The organism is Peptoniphilus sp. HCN-40583, assembly GCF_037892835.1.
In the GTDB taxonomy this organism is placed as follows: Bacteria; Bacillota; Clostridia; order Tissierellales; family Peptoniphilaceae; genus Aedoeadaptatus; species Aedoeadaptatus rachelemmaiella.
Genome location: NZ_JBBKBU010000003.1, coordinates 97,858 through 121,291, shown reverse-complemented (window position 1 = coordinate 121,291; position 23,434 = coordinate 97,858). Strand labels below are relative to the sequence as shown.

The following is a 23,434-nucleotide window of genomic DNA, read 5'->3' as shown; positions in this document are numbered from 1 at the left end:
ATGACAAACCAACGCAATCTTATTATCGCCTTAATTTTAGGCATTATCGCCATCGGGGCGAGCTTTGCCGTCGCCGCATCAGGGGCGAGTACCGAGGCCACGGCCTGGTCCCTCTTGCCGCCTATTGTGGCCATTACCTTAGCCCTTATTACCAAAGAAGTTTTCCCCTCCCTCTTCACCGGGATTTTCGTCGGCGCGATCTTGGCCAGCGGCGGTTCCTTTACCACCACCATGGACCACGTCATTAACGAAGGGTTAATCGGCGCCGTATCCGGTACGGCAGGGATTTTCCTCTTCCTCGTCCTCTTGGGGATGCTCGTCGCCCTCATCAATCGCAGCGGCGGCACCAAGGCCTTCGGCGAATGGGCGGCACAACACATTACCTCCAGACGGGGCGCGCAAACGGCGGCCTTCTTCCTGGGCATTTTAATCTTCATCGACGACTACTTTAACTGCCTTACCGTAGGCAGCGTCATGCGACCGGTCACCGACCGCTTCAAGATCTCCCACGCCAAGCTTTCCTACATCATCGACGCCACGGCGGCACCGATTTGTATGATCGCCCCCATTTCCTCTTGGGCGGCGGCCGTATCCGGCTATGCGGAAGGCACGGGCATGAGCGGCATTACCATGTTCGTTCGGGCCATTCCCTACAATTTCTACTCCCTTTTAACCCTGGTCTTCGTCATCGTCTTGATTTGGCGTCGCGACGATTACGGTCCCATGCTTCGCTACGAAGAAGCGGCCCTTCAGGGAGACGACATTTCCGCACTGGAACACGAAATGCAAGTGGTTGAAACGGCGGAACACGCCAGTCTTTTCGACTTGGTCATCCCCATTATTTTCCTCATCATTACCTCCGTCGTCGCATTGATTTACGTCGGCGGCTACTTCGATCCCGCATCGGACTTCACCGGCGACTTCGTCGGCGCATTCGGTAACACCGACGCCACCGTGGCACTGCCCTGGGGCGCCACCATTACCTTGTTATTCACCATTTCCTATTTAATGATTCGCCGCGTGTTGAGCTTCAACACCTCCATGAACTGTTTAACGGAAGGGTTTAACTCCATGGTCGCCGCCATTATGATCTTAACCATGGCGACGGCACTGAAGAGCATTTCCAACGATCTTTTAGGCAGCGCCGCATTTGTCGCTGGCATGATGAGCAATGTGGCAGGCAGCCTGCAATTGTTCCTCCCGGTGGTTATCTTTATCGTCGCGGCCCTCTTGGCCTTCGCCACCGGCACCAGCTGGGGCACCTTCGGGATCTTAATCCCCATCGTCACCAGCATGTTTAACGTCGAAGACCCCTTGTTCTTCATCGGTTTGTCCGCCTGCTTGGCCGGCGCCGTCTGCGGCGATCACTGCTCGCCCATTAGCGATACCACCATTATGTCTTCGGCCGGGTCCCAATGCAATCACGTGGTTCACGTCTCCACCCAATTGCCCTATGCCTTGACCGTGGCCGCCATCAGCTCCGTCTGCTACATTATCGCAGGCTTCATCCAAGATCCCTACATCCCCTTAATCGCCGGGGTTGTTATGGTCATCGGTCTGCTGTCTTTTGTGGGACGTCAAAACAAGCATCCGGAACTGAGAAACCAACTGTAAAAATTTGCGAGGCTTCGGCCTCGCTTTTTTATTGGCAACATGGCGCTGTCAATAGTGAAGACAAATCGAAGATTTTATGAGCACCTTTATAATTGACGGTCTTTCTTCTATAATGAAAGTTTAGGAGGTGGGTATGGAAGATCGATTTGAAGAAATGGCCACGATTTTAGATGATTTGGTAGACGAATTGCCCCAACATTATTTTCGCGGCCTCAACGGCGGCGTGATTTTTTCGAGAGAAGAAATGCGCGATGAGACCTTTTCGGACCTTTGTGTAATGGGCCACTACAAGTCCGAACCCATGGGCAAGAGCATCGTCTTGTACTACGGCTCCTTTATGGCCCTTTACGGCTACGAATCCCACGAAGAGATTACGGAGCGGTTGAAAGAAACCTTGTACCACGAACTGACCCATCACTTAGAAACCTTGGCCGGCGAAAACGACTTGGTCCTTGAGGATGCGGCTTTTATGGAGCGGCACAGGAGGGAACATGAATAAACTTTACGGAAACTTTTTTAAATACGTGGGCACCGCCATCGACTATGTGCTGGAATTTTTCATTGCGGTCTTCAGCCTGCTCACCGAGCTTTTCCGCTCCTTTCGCAGCCTGCTCTTGTCCCTGCTCTTTTTCGGCGGCTGCTTATTCTTCTTTATCTTTTTGATTCCCCTGAGCTTCTCCTCACGAGGCGGCGGGAACTGGGGCGGGATTCTGCTTTTGATTTTAATCTTCCCCGTCATCGGCTCCTTTGCCGTGAGCCGGCTCAAATATGTACAGTACATGGTGACGGAGTATTTTTACGAGCGGGCGGACTACTACCTGTTGGGAAAAGACATTACCTACGACACCATGGGGGATTACGGCAGGCGCTATCAACGTAAAATCGAAGAAGAGCGGCGCCGTCAGGAAGCGGCTCGCGCCCGCATGGAAGAAGAGCTGTTCCGCCAACGATTCGAAGCCTTTTTCAATCAGGCCAATTACTACGGACAGGGCGCAGGCGACTACGGCAGCTACAATCAGAGCGGCTACCAAGGTAGCTACGATGGGGGCTTTAAGGAAAAATACGAAGCCGCCATTCATCGCCTGGGCGTCGATGTGACCGCCGACAAATACGAAATTCGCCTGGCCTATAAAAAGCTCGCCAAAAAGTATCACCCGGATTTAAATCCCGAGGAAGACACGACGCAGCTCTTCCAGGAAATCAATGCGGCCAACGACTTTTTAAGCGACGAAAACATCGCCCGCTACAAAGCCGCCTACGGGAAGCAGTAGAAGCAGAAAAAGGAGCCGGCGGGCTCTTTTTTCTTTGCCTCCTTGGGCGGGCAATAAAAAAAGCCCCGAGGGGCTGATTTTACAGGAATTTACTTTTAATATTTTCCCAATAATTATTTTCCATGACTAATTTATGAATGCGTTGATCGGAGAAGCGAATATTGATCCGCTTCAACTGGCTGTAGCTGTGTTCTCTGCCGTCGACCAAAACCAGATTGCTGTTGGCGTAGCGCCGCTCGGGGACGAGAGAAATCACGTGCTCGCCGGGGATCACAATGGATGTGGTGAGGGAGCGGTAGCTTTGCGAGGAAATAGGCGCCATGGGCGTCATGGCCATGGCTTCTACCTTGGGATGGATCATGCCGCCGCCTAAGGACAGATTGTAGCCGCTGGAGCCCGAGGGCGTGGAGACGAGCATCCCGTCGCCGGAAAATTTTTCCAAATGGTTTCGATCGATAAAGACATTCATGTGAATGACCTTCGAATTTTGCGCCTTTAACACGATTTCGTTAATGGCCTGTACGAAATACTTTTTTTGATTGGTATAAACTTCCGCACCTAATAGGGGAAGGGCCTCGATGTGGTAATTTTTATTCTTGTAATCCTCGATAAAAGCATCCAAACGATCGGGGTTGATTTCCTGGTAAAAGCCCAGGTGGCCCGTGTTAATGCCCACAATGGGCGTGGAAGAAAAATTCATGCGGTTCACCGCCTTAATAAAGGCGCCGTCGCCGCCGATGGTAATGGTCAGCTCCGCTTTCGGCGACAGCGTCGTCGTAGGCGTATAATGGTGCTGCTTTAATATTTGGATCAGTCGCTTCGTCGTCTTGCGACTTTCGAAATTCGAGTTGGAAATAATATTGATGATGGAACTTGCCACAAGTTCACCTCCTTTACGAAAACTTCCGTTACTTATATGGTAATGCAAAAGAGGAAAAATGAAAAGCACAGACATAAAATTTACGACAGAAAGAAAATATGCCCGGGCGGACACCTTCCTGAAAAGCGTGGGTTTTTCCCACACCCATAGTCGCCGCGCCTTTCTCGCGGGCCTGGTGACGGTGAATGGGCGGAAGATCGTAAAATCCACGCCCTTGGCAGCGAAAGAGACCGTGGTCGTGGCCTTTGCCGACGAGGAGACGAACCTCGCCCCAGCCCCCATGAAGCAAAAAATCTGCTACGAAGACGAGGACATCCTCGTCATCGACAAGGGCGTAATTCCCGCCATGCCCTGCAAAATGTATCCCGATCACACACTGGCCAACGAGCTTTGCGGCTATTTTCAATCGAAAGGCTTGAAGCGGAAGGTGCGCATGCTCGGGCGACTGGACAAGGAGACCACCGGGCTTTTGGTGGTGACGAAAAATCCCTATGCCTACGGCGTCCTAGAGAAGGACCGCACGAAAAACAAAAGCTACCTGGCCCTGGTGAATGGGGAAGTGGCGGCGGCGGGGACGGTGGATGCACCCATAGGCATCGGGGACGCGTCCCTGGTGCGCGTTGTACGAGACGACGGGCAGGCGGCCATTACTCACTTCAGGCCCCTTCATGCGGGGGAGGTGAGTTTGCTTGAGATTCAGCTGGACACCGGGCGCACCCATCAAATCCGCTGCCACATGGCCCACATAGGCCATCCCATCCTCGGCGACGAACTTTACGGCGGCGGACGGGGCGGCGTGCATCTCCACGTTCATAAAATTTCGCTCATTCATCCCCGCACAAAGGCGCCCATGGCATTTGAATCCCCCATGCCCGAGGCGTGGCTTAAATTTTTCGGCGACGATCGCCTCCGAGGTGTCGATTCTTGATTAAGAAGAGCCGTCGTAGTATAATAAAGACAAGATAAATAACCCCTGCGCGGTTCGATACCTTCTATTAATTCAACCGACAAATCAGACACGGGAAATTGTGTCTAGTTACCTATAACAAGCCTCCACTGAGTGGAAGTTAGACGTAGTTAGCAAATTACCCACCTTTAATTTAAGGGCGGGTCTGAATTAAACGAAGCCCGGCCCTGCGGGGGATCCAAAGATCCGGCGAGGTCCGGGTCTTTTTTTATTGCCTTGAATAATTAATTGAAATGCAACAAAAAAAGCAGATCCGAAGTGCACTGACTCCCAAAGGTTGGATTTCTTGGTCCAACTTTATGGGGTCACTCTACTAAGGTTAACCTGCTTTTTTAGTTTAATTTTTTTGAATTCCGAAAGAACCCATGTCGATGATCTCATCTGCCGTACGATTTAAAAATTCCGTATCGTGGGACACGACGATTAAAATCGCCCCGTTTCTCGCCATGGACCGCATAAGCTTTGAAATACTTACCATGTTTTCGAAATCCATTCCGCTTGTCGGCTCGTCAAAACCGATAATTTCCCGATCGCTCAATAAAACCGAAGCAATGGCGACCCGTTGCTTTTCGCCGCCGGACAAACTCATGGGATGGCGCTTTTTTTTATCCAAAAGGTTTAAGCGATCCAATATTCGTTCGCGCCTTTCCTCGTCGAACGTCTTTTGTCCGAGTACGACTTCCCCCGCCACGGTGTCGCTGAAAAGCTGATGGTTTACATCCTGCATAACCAATGCGGAATGTGCCAATCGTTTACGTCGCGGTAGTGTCGATCCTTTAAGCTCGATATCGTCTTTCGCGCTCTTTTCGATGCCGAGAAGGTTTCTGAGGAACGTGGATTTTCCACAACCATTGGTTCCGACGATGCCGTAAACCTTTCCTTTTGCAAGGCCAATACCTTCTACGGAAAATCCCTTGGCCGATCCCTCAAAAAAATGCTGTAAACAGTGGATTTTGAGATCCGAGCCGTTACACTTTCCCGACTTTTCATTTAACGCCACATGTTGCGTCGAACGTAACCCTTGGGCGTACAACGCTTTTTCGGAAAGATCCAAAAACGCACTTTTATTAAACGTTGTTTTCAGCCTTCCCTTCTCCATAAGATAAATTCTATCTACGAGATCCATAAGGTAATAAAGCCGATGTTCGGCAATCACTAATGTGATGCCTTCCCGTTTTAGCACATAAAGCATATCGTGTAAGGTTCGGGTCGCCTTTTCATCTAAATTTGACGACGGTTCGTCGAGGAGGATGATGGGTGCACCGCTTATATAGGCTGCGGCGATACTCAAGACTTGTTTTTCGCCGCCGGATAATTTGAAAATATCACGATCCATTAAATGTTCGATATGGAAAAGAGCGAGCATTTTCTCCAATCGCTCCTTCATTTTTTCGCGACAAAGGCCTATGTTCTCCAAATAAAAAACGAGTTCCAAGGTCGTATCCAAATTGAAAAAATGGGTCTTTGGGTTTTGAAACACGCTGGCTATCATTTGGGACAGATCGGCCATGCTCATTTTTTCAACTGCACGACCGTCGATCAGTATCTCCCCTTCGAGCGATGCCCCGTCGTAAGAAGGGGCGATGCCGTTGATGGCGCGTAAAATGGAAGATTTGCCGGATCCGCTCTTTCCCGCGAGCAAGACGCATTCGCCGTCCGCCACAGAAAAGGTAATGTCGTGTAAGCTTTTTTCGGCCTCGCCATATTTTAAGGACAGATGTTTTATCTCAAGCATAACCAGCCTCCCAATACAAAACCGAATACACCGAGAAAATACACGAAGTCGACGACGCCGCGTTTCACTTCCCGAAAGCGCGTTTTCTCTCCCTCGATGCCGATTCCCCGTGTTTCCGCCGCCATAGCAATATCATCGGCAATAGTCGACGATAAAATGAGCAACGGAACGCTTACATATTCCCCGTAGCGCAAAGGATTTTTCCACGTAATCCCTCGTATTTTCATCGCCTGTTGAATGTGATGATGTTCTTCCTTAAAGGAAGGAAAAAAACGAAACATAACGGCGACGGGGATGGCAATGGCTCGTGGCACATGGACGGTATCCATAGAGGTGATAATATCGCCTACGTCAGATGTTTGAATCAAGTATTTCCCCGCCATAAAAGGCAAGTAAAACATTTTAACCACGACTAAAAGGGCGACAAACATTTTTAAAAATCCGGGAAGGGCCATAGCGCCTTCAAAATTCGGCAGGAAATAAAGAAGAGCGAAAACCAAAAAACTTCGCAATGCTTCTTTTTTAAATCCTCTTAACCAAAAGAACAAACTGATCCACACCATCACACCCCAAGCAAAGAACCCAATGGGGTGTAATACGGTAAAGCTTACGAGCATGGTAACAATGAATTTCGTAATGGGGTTTGGATTAAATGAAACACTTGGCGCTCCATTCATTATGCAATGCCCGCCTTAATGAAGTGTTTTTTAAGCATGGCGCGGCCGATCCACGCACCGACGATGCCGCCCATAAAGGCTCCTACGTAGACGATGGCCATATGGGGGTAGGTGATAAGTTTTTCAAGCGCTTGAACATAATCCGATCCCATCATGGCACACATTTCCATGTATTTTTCCTTTACTAAGAGCATTTGCATAAGGGATCCGCAAATCCACATGTTAAAAATACCAAAGGCGATGGCGTTATATTTAAAGGAACGATAATTTCCGCCTCGGCGAATACATTCGGCGATCAACATTACCACTAATGCGTGTACAGGCAACACGTAAGTATGTCCCATGACAAACATTCCGAGGGGCGTCAACATTCCGAAGATAAAAAGCGCCCAGGGTTTTTGCTCTTTCGCCATAAACAACATGACGATGACGCCGCTAACGATGCCGAGAATGGTCGGATAGATTAAAAATAAAATAGGGATCATGCCCATCATTCCGACGCCGAACATTACAATAAAATAGATAACGGCAAAGATCCCGATGGTGACGAGATCTTTGACCTTTAATTTTTCATTCTTCATACTTCCTCCTAATAGACAAAGGCTTCCGCCATTTCAGATTTTTCCATAAGGTTTCGGTAGGTCGGCGAGGTCTTCAGCAGTTCGTCGTGCCTGCCTTCCCCTTCGACTTTTCCCTTGTTTAAGACGACGATTTTATCCGCTTTTTCCACGCTCTTTAAGCGGTGGGAAATGATGACCACCGTCTTATTTTGAATCAAATGGTTCAGCGATTGTTGAATGATCCGTTCATTTTCCACATCCAAGCTGGATGCGATTTCGTCGAGAATTAATATGGGCGCATTTTTTAAGAACGCGCGGGCGATGGAAAGCCGTTGCCGTTGACCGCCGGAAAGTTCCTGTCCGTTTTCCCCGATGGCCGTATGGAATCCTTCGGGCATTTCGTCGATGAAATCCATACAATTGGCCATACGCGCCGCTTCTTTTACTTCCTCGTCGGTGGCATCCAAACGTCCGATGCGAATATTTTCCATGACGCTCGTATTAAAGAGCATCACGTCTTGGAAGACGATGGATGTCTTTTTAAAGAGGGAGTCGGTGGAAACATTTTGAATATCGTAGTCGTCGACGCGAATGGCGCCGGAATCGTAATCGTAAAGGCGGCTCATGAGTTTTAAGAGGGTACTCTTACCGCAGCCGCTGGGCCCTACGAGGGCGGTAACGTCCCCTTGGCGAGCGGTGAAGTTCACGCCGTCCAGCACGTTCTTTTCGCCGTAGCCGAAGTGAACATCTTCTACATCAATGCTTACGCGACGAAGATCCACGTCTTTTCCCTTTTGGAGGGGCGCATCTTGAATAGAGGCTATATTTCCGACGCGAGGCGTAATGTAGCGAATTTCCAGAGCCGTTTCGCTGGAAAGATCAATTAAATCTTTAAGCTTCATGGCGGCGAGGACGTAGCCTACGACATAAAGTAAGCTCACTTCTCCTTTGGCTAGAAGCCCGACGCCGACGTAAAGGACGATCCCGAGACTGATAAAGGAAAATAAATTTGACAGAGCCAGAACACTGATGACGACGCATTCGGTCTTCATCTGGATCTTTTCGCTTTCGTCCATTTTGGTGTAAAGATCCTTTTGAACGTCATCCGTTAAATGGTAGCTCCGGATTTCCTGATGCAGCTCGATGGCCTCTTGAAAATCTTCCGCATTGGCCCGCAGCTGATCGAAGAATTTTTGATTACTCTTAATGCCCTCTCCTTTAAACGCGACGAGGATTAAGAGGCGCAGCGTCATGGGAAGAATGACCGCAAGGCCCAGCTTAACATTCCCTACCAATAGCATGACGCCGAGAATGGGAATAAAGAGGTAGAGCCCGTAAATTTTCGGAATAGCGTGGCTCATGGCGTGTTCGATGGCATCTACATCGGACATAATGGATTGTGCCAAGTCGCTTAAATTGCGTTTTGAGAAAAAGGCCAGGGGTAATTTTGCCAAAGTCTTCCCCAAATTTTCTCGCAAGTTCGCCGATTCTTTGTAGGTGGCGTTATACATGCGCTCGTATTCGACGAGAAGGGCAATAAATAAGATCACGCAAATGCCGAGAGATATTGCGAAATAAAGTGTTTGCGAATGGAATGTGCCTTCTAAAATCTGCTGACCCAGCAGCATAAGAATCATGACGGGAAACATGGCGATGACGTTGACGATAAAGCTCGCCCACACGGCACGCACCAATCCCTGTGCACCTTCTTCGGTTACATGGAACTTCTTTTTAAAGTGCTCTTTCATCGTTGATCCTCCAATCATTGGCCATGTTATAGCGCAAAAGTTCTCGCTTGTAGTAGCTGTCTTTTGCCATCAGCACGTCGTGGCTTCCTCGCTCCACAACTTTCCCCTTTTCCATGACGAGGATTTCATCTACATTCCGCACGCTCGTCAAGCGGTGGGCGATCATAATAACGGTTTTGCCCTCCATGAGCTTTTTAAAAGATGCCTGTAATTTGTACTCGTTGTCGGCGTCGATGGCGGCGCTTGCTTCGTCCATCACGACGATTTTCGCATCTTTCAACATGGCGCGGGCAATGGCGATTCGTTGTTTTTCTCCGCCGGAAAGGTACACGCCCTTGGCGCCGATTAAAGTGTGCATGCCGTCGGGCAGATTTTCGATAATGTCCATGGAGGCGGCATCTTTCAGCGCCTTCAACACCTCGTCTTCCGTGGCGCCTTTTTTGGCGACGGCGATGTTGTCGAATATGGAGCCGTTAAAGAGTTTCGGATCTTGGAAAATAAAGGCGATGTTTTCCGCCACGGCTTTTTCCGAATACTCGGATAAAGGTGTTCCGCCGATTAAAATGTCGCCGCCGTCGATTTTATAAAATCCGGAAAGCAATTTGGCGAGGGTGGATTTCCCCGATCCCGACGCGCCGATGAGGGCGTAGGTTTTTCCCCCGTCCAGGTTCAGGTTGAAATCCTTAAAGACGGGCTTGTCCCCGTAACCGAAATCCACGTGGGAAAAGGCGATGTCCTCCCCGTCAAATGTTTCCTTCGTTCCGAAGGCGATTTTATCTTTCAGCATGTCGTCGTACATTTTTTCTAAATTGGAGAGGGCGTAGTTGGCGTTAAAAATATACATACTTGAATACATGATCCGCATGAGGGATGAAAAGGTGACCCCCGAAATAAAGAGGAGCATGATCAGTTCCACGTAGAAAGAACGCATATCGCCTACCCGGTGTAAGTATAATGACAGGGGAACCATAACGATGGCGGTGACGCCGATTAAGAGCCATTGAATCGCCGTGTAAGGCAATTTGCAGGATTTGGAATAAGCATAGGCGTATTTTGCGTAATCGTGAATGGCGTCGTGAAGTGCTTTAAAGGATTGAACGTCGGCGCCGAAAATTTTGACAACTTGAATGCCCCGAATGTATTCCACTGTTTCGGCACTCATACGCTTTAAGGCGTCTTGGTAAATTTGCATAAATTTCGTTTCCCCGCCCATCATGGATTTAAAGAGCAAACCGCCGATGACGATAAGGACGACGAGGACGATACCCAAACGAATGCTCACGTAAAAACCTAAGATCAAACTTAGAATGGGTACGACGAAGGCTTGTCCTAAATCGGGAATCATGTGTGCCACCGATCGGTGCGTTAACCCGGCGTTGTCGTCGATGGTTTTGCGAACGACGCCGCTGGGATTTAGATCGAAAAAGCGGAAACTGGCTTTTGTCACGCCGTCGATGCCTTTTTTGCGAAGATTGGTTTCCACGTGAAATCCTAATTTATGGGATGCGAGGCCCGATGCAAAATAAAGCAAGCTGCCTACCGTCAAGGTTATCATGGTGCGAATAGAGAGCGCCATGGCGTGGGCGACGTTGCCTTCTTGAATCAACGCCACCATAACGCAGTAGACGAAATAATAGCCCGCCACGAGACCTGCGGCGCTTGCAACGGATAAGAGAAGAGATAAGTAACCGTAACCCTTCGCCTCGGGTACATATGCGAATATTTTTTTGTAAATGGCCATAAGACCTCCTTTCTCGTGATAATAATTATCACGACATCTTGTAAAAAAACTTAAACCGACTTAGACTGTCGATTTAAGTATGTTTTGGGTGGCAGCGAGAAGAAGTTGGCGATGCTTTTTAAAATTTTCTCGTGCATCTAAAAGTTCGCTGCCGAGGATCATCGTGTTGATGAAATCCGTGAGCAAATCCAGCATGTCCTCATTCATCTGCACGCGCACTTTGGAAAATAAAAATGCGTTTAATTCTTCCAGGGTTTGCTCCTTTAATTTTAAAAACAGCTTTTCCAATTTTTCATTGCGACGTTTGGCGAGTAAAAACTGCACATACACCGGCATATGGGGGTTGTCATCGAGCATTTTGTCCACGATGCTCTCCGCCACAAATTTCGGATCGATCGGGCCGTCATAGGTTGCCATGGCATCCTTGATGATGTCGTTCCGGTAGCGAATGCCTTCTACCATTAAATCGTAGAGAATGTCGTCGACGCTTTTGTAGTAATGGTACAGGCCGCCCTTGGAAAGCCCCGTCGCCTCTACAACATCTTCCATGGTGACGTGGCTGTAGCCTTTTTCCGTTATGAGTTTTGCCGCCGCAGCTAAAATTTCTTTCTTTCGCGCCTCCGGACGTAAACGCTTTTTAACCATAACTTCTCCTCCCTGTTCCTGTTACCGACGGATCCGTCGGTAATAATAATGTACAACGGTTTTCATTTTTCGTCAATCTTTTTCCGCGCTTTTTCGCCCACAAAAAAAGCAGCTCCGAAGAGCCGCTTTTTTGCATTAGAAAACCCGTGGTTAGACCGGGGGTTCCGTTTAGCTTTGCGATAATCACCTGATATTCCCAGAATGGTATGATAAGAAAGGTCTGCCAACCAATCACAATCAGGAGGGAATAATGACATCACTAAATCACACCCATAGTTTATCACACACAAAATGGAATTGTAAGTATCACGTAGTGTTTGCTCCGAAATACAGGCGAAAAGTATTTTATGGATCGAAGCGCTTAGAAATTGGAGCGATTCTACGGGAGTTATGTAGTTGGAAAGGCGTGAACATAATCGAGGCGGAAGTATGTTCGGATCACGTTCATATGTTACTAGAGATCCCACCCAAACTATCTGTATCTTCATTCATGGGCTTTCTAAAAGGGAAGAGCAGCATCATGATCTATGAACGATGGGGAGACATGAAATTTAAATATAGGGGAAGGCAGTTTTGGTGCCGTGGCTATTACGTTGATACAGCGGGAAAAAACGCTAAAAAGATTCAAGTGTATATACAAAACTAGTTGAAAGAGGATCTAATAAGTGAGCAACTAACCTTTGACACGACGAACCCCTTTAAGGGGTAACTCTAAGTTTTCACTAGACTCTCCAATGGTCAACTTAGAACCTTCATTTGGCTCTATCAGCCTTACTTGACAAACACAATAGCTGATTATACAGTTAATAACATAAAGATGGAATTAAAAAATCATCGGCCTTTTTATTTGACACTAAGAGCCCATCCTGGGTATGGAAACCATGGCGTTGCAGGCTATGCCTACACACGGCTCCAAAGCAAAACGACTGGCGATTATCTAAGTTTTGTAAAGATTGCTGATGGATGGGCAAATTATGGTCGATATTTGGGTATCACATCATTGAATGAACCTCACCAAGCTGAGTTACGAGCAATTCAAATCAGATAAGGAGAGAAGACATGAAAAGCAAAATGATTAGCTTAGCCCTATTTGTTGCCGCACTATGTCTTATTCTATCAGATCCTGTATGGGCTTATAGGGGAGGCCGTGACCCTATGAAAGAGCCATGGTATACCCCTGCAGTGAATTACTGGTCTCATAAGGGCTGCTTGGGAGAGGAGGGGGTTGAGGACCTAAACAACTTGCAAAAACAGGTGACCTGGTCTGACCTGGCCGGGACCTTGTCCAAGCTCGACAAGAATTATTCTGATGCCAACTACCAAACTGACTTATCTTCAAGTCCGGTGGCTTGGGCCAAGGACCTTGCCATAATGGACCGAGATTTAGGAGGGGATGATGTAGTCACCCGACTTGATGGAGCTAGGGCGCTTGCCACTTTCCTAAAGAAATCCTGTGCCAAAAGCCAAGCCCCTTTGAGTAGCACCGGCCTTTCGGGTTTTTCCGACATTCCCCAGGTCGACCGGGAAGCTGTCCTCTTTGTAAAGGCTAATGGACTGATGAAGGGTCATGCTGACGGACACTTTGGAGGAAATGAGCCCTTGCTTGTCTGCCAGCTGGTCCAAATTCTCTACAATGGGCGAGAGCTTTTTTCAGATATTAGGCTAGACAAGCTCTTTTTATTGGACCCGACCCAGGTAGATTATATTGAAATCCAAGATGGAATTACCGGAGATGTTAAGGTCATCAGGGAAAGGGATCAAGTCGCCAAGCTGGTAAAGCTCCTTAACAGCTTCCGGTTTCATAAGGCAGAATTTTCAGACTGCGACGGCTGGACTTGCCGAATGAAATTATATTCCTCATCCGGCTTGGAGACAGACTTTACCTTATCTGTCGACAGCGTGACCCTTAACCGGACCCGGTACCTATCGAATGACTCTCATTTTTCCACCATCGTTAAGTGACCGGATCCTGCACAAGGGGCTTAACAAACGGAAGTCAAATGATACAAAAGATATAGCAACTTATGCCTTTTGACCCAAAAATGAACTTGAGATATGAAAGATTGGTTCTAAAATATCCATTGGGAGTAGCCTCCTCAATGGATATTTTTGTTGCACTTAGATTGTAAATTCAAGCCTTAAAATGATTTTGACTTCTTATCTTTGACAAAACATTGTTTTCCGCTCATCTTTTTGTAACTCCCCGTGACGGGTGAAGGCGTATAGTAAGAATAAGTATAGGTATCTAAAAATGTGCCGGAGATGAAAGCGGTCGGCACCGTACATAGAAAGAAAAAGCACAGAAGGAGGATGAAGATGAAGAAGTTACTTTTAATCGGCGGCGGATTGGCCCTCGTGGCCCTTGCGGCGGCTTTTTGCATCGTGCCCTACATGTCCTTTGCGAAAAGCGAGAAAAGCCAGTGGAAAGAGCCCTGCTTAAAGACGGCGCGGAATTTTGTTTTAAACGACTTTTGTGATTTCGCTGAGGATAAGGAATTGAGCACGACCAATCTGAGCAAAGGCTCGAAGAAGCTTCAACAGTTCATAAAAGACAAACGAGCCATGAATTCCTATCGTTGTGAGGTGGTGGGGCGAAAATACGTCCTTGAAAAGGCGATCTTCGAGGACGAAAAATTCATCGATAACGGCGACGGCACCTACGACGTTACCATGTCCGTGGATTTTTCCTTCTACGACGGCAAGGAACACGCCTCCGTGAACTACCCCTACAAGGTTCATCTCGTCATCGAAGAAGGCGTGCCCAAGGTTTTGGCGGCCATGGCCGGCGACTCGGGAGCCTCTTGGTTAATCGACGGGGCTTATGGCAACACCACCGACAAAATGGATTACAGTTGGCAGCTTCCGGGAAAGAAGAACGTGCCTTACGATTTAGAAAAGTCGAGAAAAGAACTGAAAGCCGATCACGTTGCGACGCCGTGGCCGGGAGGTAAAGAGGAAGTTTGAAACAATGCTCGAAGGACATCAAATGCCTTCGGGCTTTTTTATTTCTTCCGTTATTTTTTCTTGACGAACGGCCTCGGGGAGCGTAGACTATTTGTAGCGAAGATACTTTAATTTAGTGCGAGACACTAAAAAGGTCGCAAAACAGAATACACCTGTCCCGAGGGACGGGTCTCTCTTTGTGCCTTTTACCTTTGTAAAAGCTTTTTTTATAGGAGGCCATATGCTGAAACACTTCATAGAACCGGACGATATGACAGAAAGAGAGTACGACGATTTATTTAGACTGGCGCAAGCAATTGCATCGGATCCCGCAAAATACGCCCACGCGTGTGACGGAAAGATCCTGGCCAGTCTTTTTTTTGAACCTTCCACCCGTACCCGCATGTCTTTTGACGCGGCCATGTACCGCTTAGGGGGCCAAGTGCTTCACTTAGGCGACGTGAAAGTCTCCAGCATGGCCAAGGGGGAAACGGTGCGGGACACCTTGCACATTGTGGATCAGTACGCAGACATTTGCGCCATGCGCCATCCCCACGCTTACACCCAACACAAGGCCGTGGACGTGCTGAAAAACATGCCCCTCATTAATGCCGGCGACGGGGACCACGCCCATCCGACGCAGACCTTGGCGGACATTTTTACCATTCGCAAGCACAAAAAGGCTTGGTCCGGCTTAAAGATCGGTTTTTGCGGCGACTTACGCTACGGCCGCGCCGTTCACTCCCTGTTTCAGTTTTTAAACCACTACGACAACGAATTCGTCTTCATATCTCCGGAAGGGCTGAATATGCCGGAAGAGTACTTGGACACGGCCCGCTGCCCCTACGCGGAGGTGGACGACCTCAAGGGCGTCATCGGCGATTTGGACGTGCTTTACATGACCCGGGTGCAAAAAGAGCGCTTCATCAGCGAAGAGGAGGCCAAGCGCTACGAAGGCTCCTATTTGCTGAACGCCGATGTGCTGAATGCGGCATCCGATGATTTAATCGTGCTCCATCCTCTGCCGCGGGTAGACGAAATCGACGCGGAAATCGACAGCGACCCTCGGGCCCTTTACTTCGAGCAGGCACAAAACGGCATGTACATGCGCATGGCCCTGATCCTGACTTTGCTGGAGGCGAAAAATGAAGGTCATCGGTAATCGGCCGTTAGGCGAGGGGCTCTTCGTCCTCACCTTGGCCTACGAGGGCAGCGCGTCGCCGGGGCAGTTTTTCATGGTGAAGCCTCGGAATCGGGCGAAGCTGTTGGGCCGGCCTATTTCCATCTTTTCAATAAAAGACGGCGCCCTGTCCTTTCTCATAAAAAAAGTCGGCGGCGGCACCGAGGATTTGGCGCAGCTCCTCGTCGGCGAGGAGATTGCGGTGGAAGGGCCCTTCGGCCGGGGCTTTCCAGAAATAAAAGAAAAGACCCTTTTTATCGGCGGCGGCACGGGCATCGCCCCCTCCCTCCACTTGCTGGAAGGGGACGCGGAAGGGAAGCTTTCCGTGGCCATCGGCCTTCGGGAAGAAAACGAAGCCCTTCAGGCCATTTACGCCCCCTACGGCGATCGGGTGAAATTTCACATCGGCGCCAATATTTTCGACGAACTTACCATTGCAGATGAAGTGATTTACACCTGCGGCCCGGATCCCATGATGCGAGAAGCGGTGAAGCGGGCGAAAAATAAAATCTACGTGTCCATGGAAAAGCACATGGGCTGCGGCTTCGGCGTCTGCTTGGCCTGCACCTGCGAAAAGGGGAACGAGCGGGTACGGGTCTGCAAAGACGGCCCGGTCTTCGAAGGGAGGGCGATCTATGCTTAAGACGGAACTTTTGGGATGCACCATGAAAAATCCCCTTATCGGCGCCTCGGGCACCTACGGCTTCGGCGAGGAATACGCCCCCTTTTACGATCCCGCCATCATCGGCGGTATTTCATCGAAGGGGCTCACATTAAATCCCCGCCCGGGCAACACGGGACAGCGGGTCTATGAAACGCCTTCGGGGATTATGAACTCCATCGGCCTGGAAAACCCCGGGGTGAAACATTTCATCGAGGTGATTTTGCCCGAGATGCGGAAAATCGACACGGTGATTCTCGCCAATCTCGGCGGCCACAGCGTGGAAGATTACTTAATTGCCGCGGAAATGTTAAACGAAGCGGAGATCGACATGATCGAGCTCAACATCTCCTGCCCCAATGTGGCCTCCGGCGGCATGGCCTTCGGCCTGCACTGTCAGGACGCGGCGGCCATTACGGCCAAGGTAAAGGAAGTGAGCCGCCACAAAATCGTGGTGAAGCTTTCTCCCAATGGCGACAATCCGGCGGAGCTTGCGAAAGCCTGTGAAGCGGCGGGGGCCGACGGCATAAGCTTGGTGAATACCTTCCAGGCCATGGCCGTGGATGTAAATAATCGCCGCGCCGTTTTCGACAATGTCTACGCCGGCCTGTCGGGCCCGGGGATATTCCCCATCGCACTGAGAATGGTGCGGGACGTGGCCCGAGCGGTAAAGATTCCCGTCGTCGGCATGGGGGGGATTCAGTCGGCGGACGATGTCATCGCCATGATTATGGTGGGGGCGCAAGCGGTGGAAATCGGCACCATGAATTTAGTGGATCCCCACATCGTGCCGCGCCTCATCGCCGATTTAGAAACATATATGAAAGAAGAAAACATCGGATCCTTCGACGAGATTCGCAAGATCATTTAAAGGAGCGACTATGTATATTCAATTAGAAGACGGCACCGTCTTTACGGGCAAAGAGTTTAGCGGCAAAAAGCGCAGAGTAGGCGGTCGCTTTACGGTACACAGCACCATGATCGGCCACGAAGAAGTGATGACGGATCCGGCCAATTTAGATCGCATCCTGCTTTTCACCTATCCCTTGGTGGGCGGCTACGGCATGAATTTCGAGGACAATCAATCCGACGGCCCGACGATCGCGGCCTTTATCTGCCGCCGTGCCATGGAAAATGCCACGAATTTCCGCAGCGAAATGGATCTGAAAGAATACTTAAATTACTACGACGTGGTGGGCATCGAAGATGTGGACACCCGCGGGCTCATACGCCACTTAAAGGAAACGGGGATGCAACGGGGCGTCATTACCGACCGCCTCATGACGCCCTCTGAAATGGACGAATACTTCGCCGAACAAAACCCCAACACCATCGAAGAAGTGAGCACCATCGAGGTCACGGAAATCGAAGGGGAAGGCCCCACCATCGCCCTTTGGGACTTCGGCGTCAAAGACGGCATTTTAGAAGCATTAAACGACGCAGGCTACCGCCTCATCGTCTATCCCGCCATGACCAATTACGAAGCCATTTTGGCAGAGAAGCCGGATCTCTTGTTCCTAAGCTCCGGCCCCGGCGTCGCCGCCCACTACCTGGATCTGGTTCACGACATCGGGCAAATGATCGGCAAGCTGCCCATTTACGGCATGGGCCTCGGGGCTCAGTTCCTGGGCCTGGCTTTAGGCGGCGATTTGGTGAAACTTGCCTCGCCCCACGCCGGCGCCTCCATCGCCGTGAAAGGTGAAGGGGAGCGGGTGTATATGACGAGTCAAAACAGAGAGTACGGCATCGAGCACTTGCCGGAATCCGTGGCCATCGACTACAGAAACGTCGCCGACGGATCCGTGGAAGGATTTACGGACAAAGAAAACAAAGCCGTCGGCGTGCTCTTCGATCCCTTCGGTCTGCCCGGCGCACGGGATTTGTTAAGTACACAATTAGCCCTTATCAGTGAATTAGCCTAGGAGGAAATCATGTCCCGCAACAAAGATATTAAAAAAGTACTCGTCATCGGCAGCGGCCCCATCGTCATCGGTCAGGCGGCGGAATTCGACTACTCCGGCACCCAAGCCTGTGAATCCCTTCGGGAAGAAGGGGTGGAAGTGGTCCTCGTCAACTCCAATCCGGCCACCATTATGACCGACAGGGAAGTGGCGGACAAGGTCTACATCGAGCCCTTGACCACGGAAGTCATCGAAAAAATCATCGAAAAAGAACGCCCCGACGCTTTGATCGCCGGCATGGGCGGGCAAACGGGCCTGAACCTTTCCATCGAGCTCTACGATTCCGGCGTCTTGGAAAAATACGGCGTGGACATTATCGGCACCTCCATTCCCTCCATCAAGAAGGGTGAAGACCGGGAAGAATTCCGTCAACTCATGGAAGAAATCGGCGAGCCCATTATCGAATCGAAAACCGTGGAAACCGTGGAAGATGCCGTAGCCTATGCAAAAATCATCGGTTACCCCGTGGTGGTGCGCCCGGCCTTTACCTTAGGCGGCACCGGCGGCGGCATTTGCGACACGGAAGCGGAACTCAGGACCATCGCCCACGCCGGGATTCACCTTTCTCGCGTCGGTCAGGTACTCATCGAAAAGTGCATCACCGGCTGGAAAGAAATCGAATACGAAGTGATTCGCGATTCCAAGGGCAGCTGCATCTGCGTCTGCAATATGGAAAACATCGATCCCGTCGGCGTCCACACCGGCGACTCCATGGTGGTGGCACCGACCCAAACTTTGACGGATATCGAACACGGCATGCTTCGTGAAGCGGCCTTCCGCATCATCGAAGGCGTAGGCATCGAAGGGGGCTGCAATGTGCAGTTCGCCGTGGAACCCAACAGTTTGCAATACGCCGTCATCGAAATCAATCCCCGTGTGAGCCGCTCTTCGGCCCTGGCATCGAAAGCCACGGGCTATCCCATCGCCCGCGTGGCGGCAAAAATCGCCTTGGGCTTGGGTCTCGACGAAATCGAAAACAAAATCACCGGCACCCGCTCCATGGCCTTCGAACCGTCCATCGACTACGTGGTCGTGAAGATTCCCAAATGGCCCTTCGACAAATTCTTTAACGCCGACAGGAACCTCGGCACGAAAATGATGGCCACCGGCGAAGTCATGGCCATCGGCCCTACCTTTGAAGTGGCTCTGTTAAAAGGCTTGCGCTCCTTGGAAATCGGCGCCTTCAGCCTCCTTCACCCCCGCTTCAAAACCATGGACATCGCCACATTAAAGGAAAATGTGAAGCGGCCCAACGACGAACGCCTCTTCTATTTGGCGGCCCTTTTAAACACGGGCTACGACATTAACCGCCTCTCCAGAGAAACGGGCATGGACGCTTACTTCCTGCGGATCATTAAGCGCATCGTCGGCGTGGAAGCGGAACTGGAAGCCATGAAGAAGGAAGACTTGACGGAAGACAAGCTCCGCGAAATGAAACGGCTGGGCTTCAGCGACGAAATCATCGCCAATCGCTTAAACGTCAGCGAAAAATTCATTCGCGAGCTGAGAAAGCTCTTCGGCATCGAAGCCAAGTACAGAAAAGTGGACACCCAAGGGGGCCTCGCCGATGCCAAGGCCAATTACCTCTACTCCAATTACGAGGGCGAAGACGAATCCCCGGTTCACGAAGACAAGCGCCGCATCATCGTTATCGGCAGCGGCCCCATTCGTATCGGTCAAGGGGTGGAATTCGACTACGCCTCCGTCCACTGCGTGAAAACCTTGCGCAAAGAAGGCTACGAAACCATCATCATTAACAACAATCCCGAAACCGTCTCCACGGACTTCGACATTTCCGACAAACTCTACTTCGAGCCCCTTACGGCGGAAGATACATTAAACATCATCGAAAAAGAAAAACCCGAAGGGGTCATTCTCCAATTCGGCGGCCAAACGGCCATTAAGCTCGCCGGTGTCTTTAAAGAAGAAGGCATCCCCATTTTAGGCACGGATCCCACGGCCATCGACCGGGCGGAAGACCGTGAAAAATTCGACGCCATGTTGGAAGAGTTGAACCTCGTTCGCCCGAAAGGCGTCGGCGTCCACGGCGTGGAAGAAGGCATGGAAAAAGCGGAAAGCCTGGGCTATCCCGTCCTCGTACGCCCCTCTTATGTCTTGGGCGGCCAAGGCATGGAAATTTGCACCGCCGATGAAGATCTGCGCTACTATCTGGAAGAATCCTTCGCCATGGATCCCAAGCGCACCGTGTTAATCGACCAATACATTCAAGGCATGGAATGTGAAGTGGATGCCATTTGCGACGGCACCGACGTGTTCCTGCCCGGGATCATGGAACACTTGGAACGGGCCGGCGTCCACAGCGGCGACTCCATCAGCATCTATCCCAGCCGCCACATTTCGAAAAAAATGGACGAAGCCATCTTAGATGCCACGAAAAAAGTGGCACTGGAGCTGGGCGTTATCGGCATGATCAATATTCAGTTCATCATTAAAGACGACACCCTCTACATGATTGAAGTGAACCCGAGAAGCTCCCGCACCGTACCCTATCTCTCGAAGGTTACGGGCATGAACATTACGGAAATCGCGACGAAAGTCATGTTGGGCGACAGCTTAAAATCCATGGGCTACACCACGGGCATCGGCCCCGTATCCCCCACGACCTGCGTGAAGATCCCCGTCTTCAGTACGGAAAAACTCCACCGGGTCGAAGCCTCTTTAGGGCCTGAAATGCGCTCCACCGGCGAAGTCTTAGGCGTGGGCCGCACGGAAGAAGAAGCCATGGCCAAGGGCTTTTTGGCCGCCGGCACGGACATTGCCGCGAAGAGTCGCCGCGCCCTGTGCACCATTCGCGACCGCGACAAAGAGGAATTTCTGCCCATCGCCAAATCCCTGGCGGAAGACGGCGTTACCTTCTACGCCACCAAGGGCACCAAGGCCTTCTTAAATCAACACGGCATCGAGGCCGAAGAAGTGCGCCGCATCGGCGAAGAAGCCCCCACCATGATCGACTTGATTCAAGGTGGCGAAATCGATCTGGTGTTCAACACCCCAACCAAGGGCAATGATTCCAAGCGCGACGGCTTCCTGATCCGCCGAAACGCCATCGAATGCGACGTGGAACTTTTTACCAACTTGGACAAGGCCAAGGTCTTTGCCCAAACCTTAAAGAACAATCCCTTAAAAGACGCCCTGAATCTTTACGAAATCGGCGACTACAACGCAAAGTAATGCCTTAAAGGATTCACAAGGGTTAAGAACAAAATAAAAGAAAGCCGGCAGAAATGCCGGTTTTTTGTAGGAGGAGCAATGAAAATTTACGGAACGGACCTTTGCCCCGATTGTTTAGCGGCAAAGAAAATTTTAGACGAAAAGAACATTCCCTACGACTACGTGGACGTGACGAAAAACATCGCCGACTTAAAGGCCTTTCTGCGGCTGAGAGACACATCCCCCGCCTTCGACGAGGTGAAAAAAGCGGGAAACATCGGCGTGCCCGCCTTTATTTCGGAAGACGGCGCCATTACCTTCGAGGTGGAAGCATATGAATAAAAAGACCCGCCTCTTAACGGCTACAGCCATTCTATGCGCCCTCTCCGTCACCTTGTCCACCTTGGTGGTCTTCCCCAATATGGCGCCCTTTCAACACGCCATCAATGTCATCGGCGCCGTGATCTTAGGGCCTTGGTACAATTTCCTCTGTGCCCTGTTAACCGGGCTCATTCGCATGGGCACGGGCAGGCCCATTACCTCCGTCATCGGCGCCGTGGTGGGCGCCCTGCTCTCGGGCCTCGCCTACAAAAAAACCGCATCCCTTCCCGCCACGTGGTTAGGCGAAGTGTTTGGCACGGGGATTTTAAGCGCCATCCTGTCCTATCCCTTTATGAAATACCTCTACGGATTGGATTTGGGCAGTCCCTTTTACTACATTCCCTTTTTCGTGCCCTCCACCGTGGTGGGCGCATCCATCGGCATCTTGGTGCTCTTGTCTCTGAAGCGGGCGGGCAAACTCTCCGATCTGGAACTGTGGAAAAAGTAAAAAAGCAATTGCAATTTCATTTTTTTCTGCTATACTGTTAGTAATCCTAACAAATATGAAAACGTCGAGCAGAAGCAAGTAGCTTCAGGTGCCCTTCTCAGAGAGTCGGTGGTTGGTGTGAACCGATGAAGTTCCCTGTTGTGAATGGGTCTGTGAGTGCGAGGTGAAGAAAAGTAGCCGAGCCGGTTCTCCCGTTACCGAGATAGGATATGTTAGTATCTAAAATAAGATGCGTCCTTTTGGGCGCAACTAGGATGGCACCGCGAATTCACCATTTGCTCCTATACGAGCAAATGGTTTTTTTGTGCCGAGAAAAGGAGTTATTATGAACACGAAAACACTGGTACAGGGCGCAATTTTTATCGCATTGGGCACGATTTTACACGCCGTCGTCCCCGGATTTTTTAACGGCATGAAGCCGGACTTTATGCTTTTTTGCTTAATCGCTTATATTATTCTGAATCCGAAGCCCCTGCCTACCTTGGCCATGGGCGTAGCCACCGGCGTTATGGCGGCATTAACCACCCAATTCCCCGGCGGTCAATTGCCCAGCATGTTTGATAAAATCATCGCCGCATTCGCTGTCCTTTTTATGGTGCGCGCCTTCCCCGGTGACGGCAATATTACAAAAGCTATTATTTATTTTATCGCCACCGTCATCAGCGGCGCCGTATTTTTGGGAACGGCCCTGATCTTCGTGGGTCTGCCCGGCGATGCAGCCTTTACGGCCATGTTTGTCGCCGTGGTTCTACCGACGGCAGTGATGACAGCGGTTTTAGGCGTGATCTTCGAAAGAGTCATCGCCGTGAATTACAAACGCAATCGCGCCTAGGCACTGAGAGCGAGGCGAT

General features: G+C 50.3%; 21 protein-coding genes, 1 other RNA gene, 1 pseudogene and 1 other annotated feature. Of the genes and pseudogenes, 16 read left to right on the top strand and 7 right to left on the bottom strand.

Going from position 1 to position 23,434, the window contains the following annotated elements; genetic code table 11:
- From WKT05_RS02115 to WKT05_RS02105, 3 genes are all read left to right on the top strand, one after another.
- Positions 1-1,614, top strand: a complete 1,614-nt coding sequence (locus tag WKT05_RS02115; protein ID WP_340412716.1) for a Na+/H+ antiporter NhaC family protein — start codon at positions 1-3, stop codon at positions 1,612-1,614.
- A 133-nt stretch (positions 1,615-1,747) separates the two neighbouring features.
- On the top strand, positions 1,748-2,113 hold the full coding sequence (locus WKT05_RS02110; protein ID WP_215508314.1) for a metallopeptidase family protein: 366 nt from the start codon (positions 1,748-1,750) through the stop codon (positions 2,111-2,113).
- Positions 2,106-2,885 (top strand): J domain-containing protein, encoded by a 780-nt coding sequence (locus WKT05_RS02105; RefSeq protein WP_340412715.1) that lies wholly within the window; start codon positions 2,106-2,108, stop codon positions 2,883-2,885. Before WKT05_RS02110 ends, WKT05_RS02105 begins: the two co-directional genes overlap by 8 nt.
- 79 nt (positions 2,886-2,964) lie before the next feature.
- Here WKT05_RS02105 and WKT05_RS02100 read toward each other — a convergent pair whose 3' ends face one another.
- Complete coding sequence (locus tag WKT05_RS02100; protein WP_251374929.1) at positions 2,965-3,765, bottom strand: NAD(+)/NADH kinase; 801 nt, start codon at positions 3,763-3,765, stop codon at positions 2,965-2,967.
- A 58-nt stretch (positions 3,766-3,823) separates the two neighbouring features.
- Between WKT05_RS02100 and WKT05_RS02095 the strand changes: the two genes are divergently transcribed.
- Positions 3,824-4,693 carry an RluA family pseudouridine synthase gene (locus WKT05_RS02095; protein ID WP_340412714.1) on the top strand — a complete coding sequence of 290 codons (870 nt, stop codon included), beginning with the start codon at positions 3,824-3,826 and terminating at the stop codon, positions 4,691-4,693.
- A 39-nt stretch (positions 4,694-4,732) separates the two neighbouring features.
- Positions 4,733-4,912: non-coding RNA, 6S RNA (gene ssrS, locus WKT05_RS02090), on the top strand.
- 157 nt (positions 4,913-5,069) lie between these two features.
- Here ssrS and WKT05_RS02085 read toward each other — a convergent pair.
- Genes WKT05_RS02085 through WKT05_RS02060 form a run of 6 tightly spaced genes read right to left on the bottom strand, consistent with a single transcriptional unit; the run spans position 5,070 to position 11,838 of the window.
- Entirely contained in the window at positions 5,070-6,467 is a 1,398-nt protein-coding gene (locus WKT05_RS02085; protein WP_340412713.1) for an ABC transporter ATP-binding protein, read from the bottom strand.
- A complete protein-coding gene (locus WKT05_RS02080) occupies positions 6,455-7,144 on the bottom strand; it encodes an energy-coupling factor transporter transmembrane component T (protein WP_340412712.1) in 690 nt (229 codons plus the stop codon). The genes WKT05_RS02085 and WKT05_RS02080 overlap by 13 nt, the downstream gene beginning before the upstream one ends.
- Positions 7,144-7,725, bottom strand: a complete 582-nt coding sequence (locus tag WKT05_RS02075) for an MptD family putative ECF transporter S component (RefSeq protein ID WP_340412711.1) — start codon at positions 7,723-7,725, stop codon at positions 7,144-7,146. The genes WKT05_RS02080 and WKT05_RS02075 overlap by 1 nt, the downstream gene beginning before the upstream one ends.
- Before the next feature lie 8 nt (positions 7,726-7,733).
- The gene (locus WKT05_RS02070; protein WP_340412710.1) at positions 7,734-9,452 is read right to left on the bottom strand and encodes an ABC transporter ATP-binding protein; all 1,719 of its coding nucleotides are present in this window, start codon (positions 9,450-9,452) and stop codon (positions 7,734-7,736) included.
- Positions 9,436-11,193: an ABC transporter ATP-binding protein gene (locus WKT05_RS02065; protein WP_340412709.1), complete on the bottom strand. Its 1,758-nt coding sequence runs from the start codon at positions 11,191-11,193 to the stop codon at positions 9,436-9,438. The genes WKT05_RS02070 and WKT05_RS02065 overlap by 17 nt, the downstream gene beginning before the upstream one ends.
- 60 nt (positions 11,194-11,253) lie before the next feature.
- On the bottom strand, positions 11,254-11,838 hold the full coding sequence (locus WKT05_RS02060; protein WP_340412708.1) for a TetR/AcrR family transcriptional regulator: 585 nt from the start codon (positions 11,836-11,838) through the stop codon (positions 11,254-11,256).
- 250 nt (positions 11,839-12,088) lie between these two features.
- On the opposite strand from WKT05_RS02060, the pseudogene tnpA reads away from it, so the two are divergent.
- The 11 genes and pseudogenes from tnpA to WKT05_RS02005 all read left to right on the top strand — a co-directional run bounded on the left by tnpA (position 12,089) and on the right by WKT05_RS02005 (position 23,415).
- Positions 12,089-12,547 (top strand): annotated as a pseudogene (gene tnpA, locus WKT05_RS02055) (IS200/IS605 family transposase).
- Positions 12,548-12,897: 350 nt separating this feature from the next.
- On the top strand, positions 12,898-13,800 hold the full coding sequence (locus tag WKT05_RS02050; RefSeq protein ID WP_340412707.1) for an S-layer homology domain-containing protein: 903 nt from the start codon (positions 12,898-12,900) through the stop codon (positions 13,798-13,800).
- A gap of 354 nt (positions 13,801-14,154) precedes the next feature.
- Positions 14,155-14,802, top strand: a complete 648-nt coding sequence (locus tag WKT05_RS02045; protein WP_340412706.1) for a hypothetical protein — start codon at positions 14,155-14,157, stop codon at positions 14,800-14,802.
- 220 nt (positions 14,803-15,022) lie between these two features.
- Positions 15,023-15,943: an aspartate carbamoyltransferase gene (gene pyrB, locus WKT05_RS02040; RefSeq protein WP_340412705.1), complete on the top strand. Its 921-nt coding sequence runs from the start codon at positions 15,023-15,025 to the stop codon at positions 15,941-15,943.
- Positions 15,927-16,604, top strand: coding sequence for an iron-sulfur cluster-binding protein (locus tag WKT05_RS02035; RefSeq protein ID WP_340412704.1), 678 nt, complete (start codon positions 15,927-15,929; stop codon positions 16,602-16,604). The genes pyrB and WKT05_RS02035 overlap by 17 nt, the downstream gene beginning before the upstream one ends.
- A complete protein-coding gene (locus WKT05_RS02030) occupies positions 16,597-17,493 on the top strand; it encodes a dihydroorotate dehydrogenase (protein WP_340412703.1) in 897 nt (298 codons plus the stop codon). The genes WKT05_RS02035 and WKT05_RS02030 overlap by 8 nt, the downstream gene beginning before the upstream one ends.
- A gap of 10 nt (positions 17,494-17,503) precedes the next feature.
- The gene (locus WKT05_RS02025; protein WP_340412702.1) at positions 17,504-18,544 is read left to right on the top strand and encodes a carbamoyl phosphate synthase small subunit; all 1,041 of its coding nucleotides are present in this window, start codon (positions 17,504-17,506) and stop codon (positions 18,542-18,544) included.
- 9 nt (positions 18,545-18,553) lie between these two features.
- Positions 18,554-21,775 (top strand): carbamoyl-phosphate synthase large subunit, encoded by a 3,222-nt coding sequence (gene carB / locus WKT05_RS02020; protein WP_340412701.1) that lies wholly within the window; start codon positions 18,554-18,556, stop codon positions 21,773-21,775.
- 78 nt (positions 21,776-21,853) lie between these two features.
- Complete coding sequence (locus WKT05_RS02015) at positions 21,854-22,096, top strand: glutaredoxin domain-containing protein (protein ID WP_340412700.1); 243 nt, start codon at positions 21,854-21,856, stop codon at positions 22,094-22,096.
- A complete protein-coding gene (gene thiW, locus WKT05_RS02010; RefSeq protein ID WP_340412699.1) occupies positions 22,089-22,583 on the top strand; it encodes an energy coupling factor transporter S component ThiW in 495 nt (164 codons plus the stop codon). The genes WKT05_RS02015 and thiW overlap by 8 nt, the downstream gene beginning before the upstream one ends.
- Positions 22,584-22,638: 55 nt before the next feature.
- Positions 22,639-22,869 (top strand) — a binding site (T-box leader).
- Between the two features lie 39 nt (positions 22,870-22,908).
- Complete coding sequence (locus WKT05_RS02005; protein WP_215508295.1) at positions 22,909-23,415, top strand: tryptophan transporter; 507 nt, start codon at positions 22,909-22,911, stop codon at positions 23,413-23,415.
- Positions 23,416-23,434: the final 19 nt, after the last annotated feature.

What these genes read in the sequence shown, in the direction of transcription:
- WKT05_RS02110 (WP_215508314.1), top strand. Translation starts at nt 1,748, where the DNA reads ATGGAAGATCGATTTGAAGAAATGGCCACGATTTTAGATGATTTGGTA.
- WKT05_RS02065 (WP_340412709.1), bottom strand. Translation starts at nt 11,193, where the DNA reads ATGGCCATTTACAAAAAAATATTCGCATATGTACCCGAGGCGAAGGGT.
- WKT05_RS02005 (WP_215508295.1), top strand. Translation starts at nt 22,909, where the DNA reads ATGAACACGAAAACACTGGTACAGGGCGCAATTTTTATCGCATTGGGC.
- WKT05_RS02025 (WP_340412702.1), top strand. Translation starts at nt 17,504, where the DNA reads ATGTATATTCAATTAGAAGACGGCACCGTCTTTACGGGCAAAGAGTTT.
- WKT05_RS02075 (WP_340412711.1), bottom strand. Translation starts at nt 7,725, where the DNA reads ATGAAGAATGAAAAATTAAAGGTCAAAGATCTCGTCACCATCGGGATC.
- WKT05_RS02060 (WP_340412708.1), bottom strand. Translation starts at nt 11,838, where the DNA reads ATGGTTAAAAAGCGTTTACGTCCGGAGGCGCGAAAGAAAGAAATTTTA.
- WKT05_RS02015 (WP_340412700.1), top strand. Translation starts at nt 21,854, where the DNA reads ATGAAAATTTACGGAACGGACCTTTGCCCCGATTGTTTAGCGGCAAAG.
- pyrB (WP_340412705.1), top strand. Translation starts at nt 15,023, where the DNA reads ATGCTGAAACACTTCATAGAACCGGACGATATGACAGAAAGAGAGTAC.
- WKT05_RS02115 (WP_340412716.1), top strand. Translation starts at nt 1, where the DNA reads ATGACAAACCAACGCAATCTTATTATCGCCTTAATTTTAGGCATTATC.
- WKT05_RS02070 (WP_340412710.1), bottom strand. Translation starts at nt 9,452, where the DNA reads ATGAAAGAGCACTTTAAAAAGAAGTTCCATGTAACCGAAGAAGGTGCA.
- WKT05_RS02095 (WP_340412714.1), top strand. Translation starts at nt 3,824, where the DNA reads ATGAAAAGCACAGACATAAAATTTACGACAGAAAGAAAATATGCCCGG.
- WKT05_RS02050 (WP_340412707.1), top strand. Translation starts at nt 12,898, where the DNA reads ATGAAAAGCAAAATGATTAGCTTAGCCCTATTTGTTGCCGCACTATGT.
- WKT05_RS02080 (WP_340412712.1), bottom strand. Translation starts at nt 7,144, where the DNA reads ATGAATGGAGCGCCAAGTGTTTCATTTAATCCAAACCCCATTACGAAA.
- WKT05_RS02035 (WP_340412704.1), top strand. Translation starts at nt 15,927, where the DNA reads ATGAAGGTCATCGGTAATCGGCCGTTAGGCGAGGGGCTCTTCGTCCTC.
- carB (WP_340412701.1), top strand. Translation starts at nt 18,554, where the DNA reads ATGTCCCGCAACAAAGATATTAAAAAAGTACTCGTCATCGGCAGCGGC.
- WKT05_RS02105 (WP_340412715.1), top strand. Translation starts at nt 2,106, where the DNA reads ATGAATAAACTTTACGGAAACTTTTTTAAATACGTGGGCACCGCCATC.
- WKT05_RS02030 (WP_340412703.1), top strand. Translation starts at nt 16,597, where the DNA reads ATGCTTAAGACGGAACTTTTGGGATGCACCATGAAAAATCCCCTTATC.
- WKT05_RS02045 (WP_340412706.1), top strand. Translation starts at nt 14,155, where the DNA reads ATGAAGAAGTTACTTTTAATCGGCGGCGGATTGGCCCTCGTGGCCCTT.
- thiW (WP_340412699.1), top strand. Translation starts at nt 22,089, where the DNA reads ATGAATAAAAAGACCCGCCTCTTAACGGCTACAGCCATTCTATGCGCC.
- WKT05_RS02085 (WP_340412713.1), bottom strand. Translation starts at nt 6,467, where the DNA reads ATGCTTGAGATAAAACATCTGTCCTTAAAATATGGCGAGGCCGAAAAA.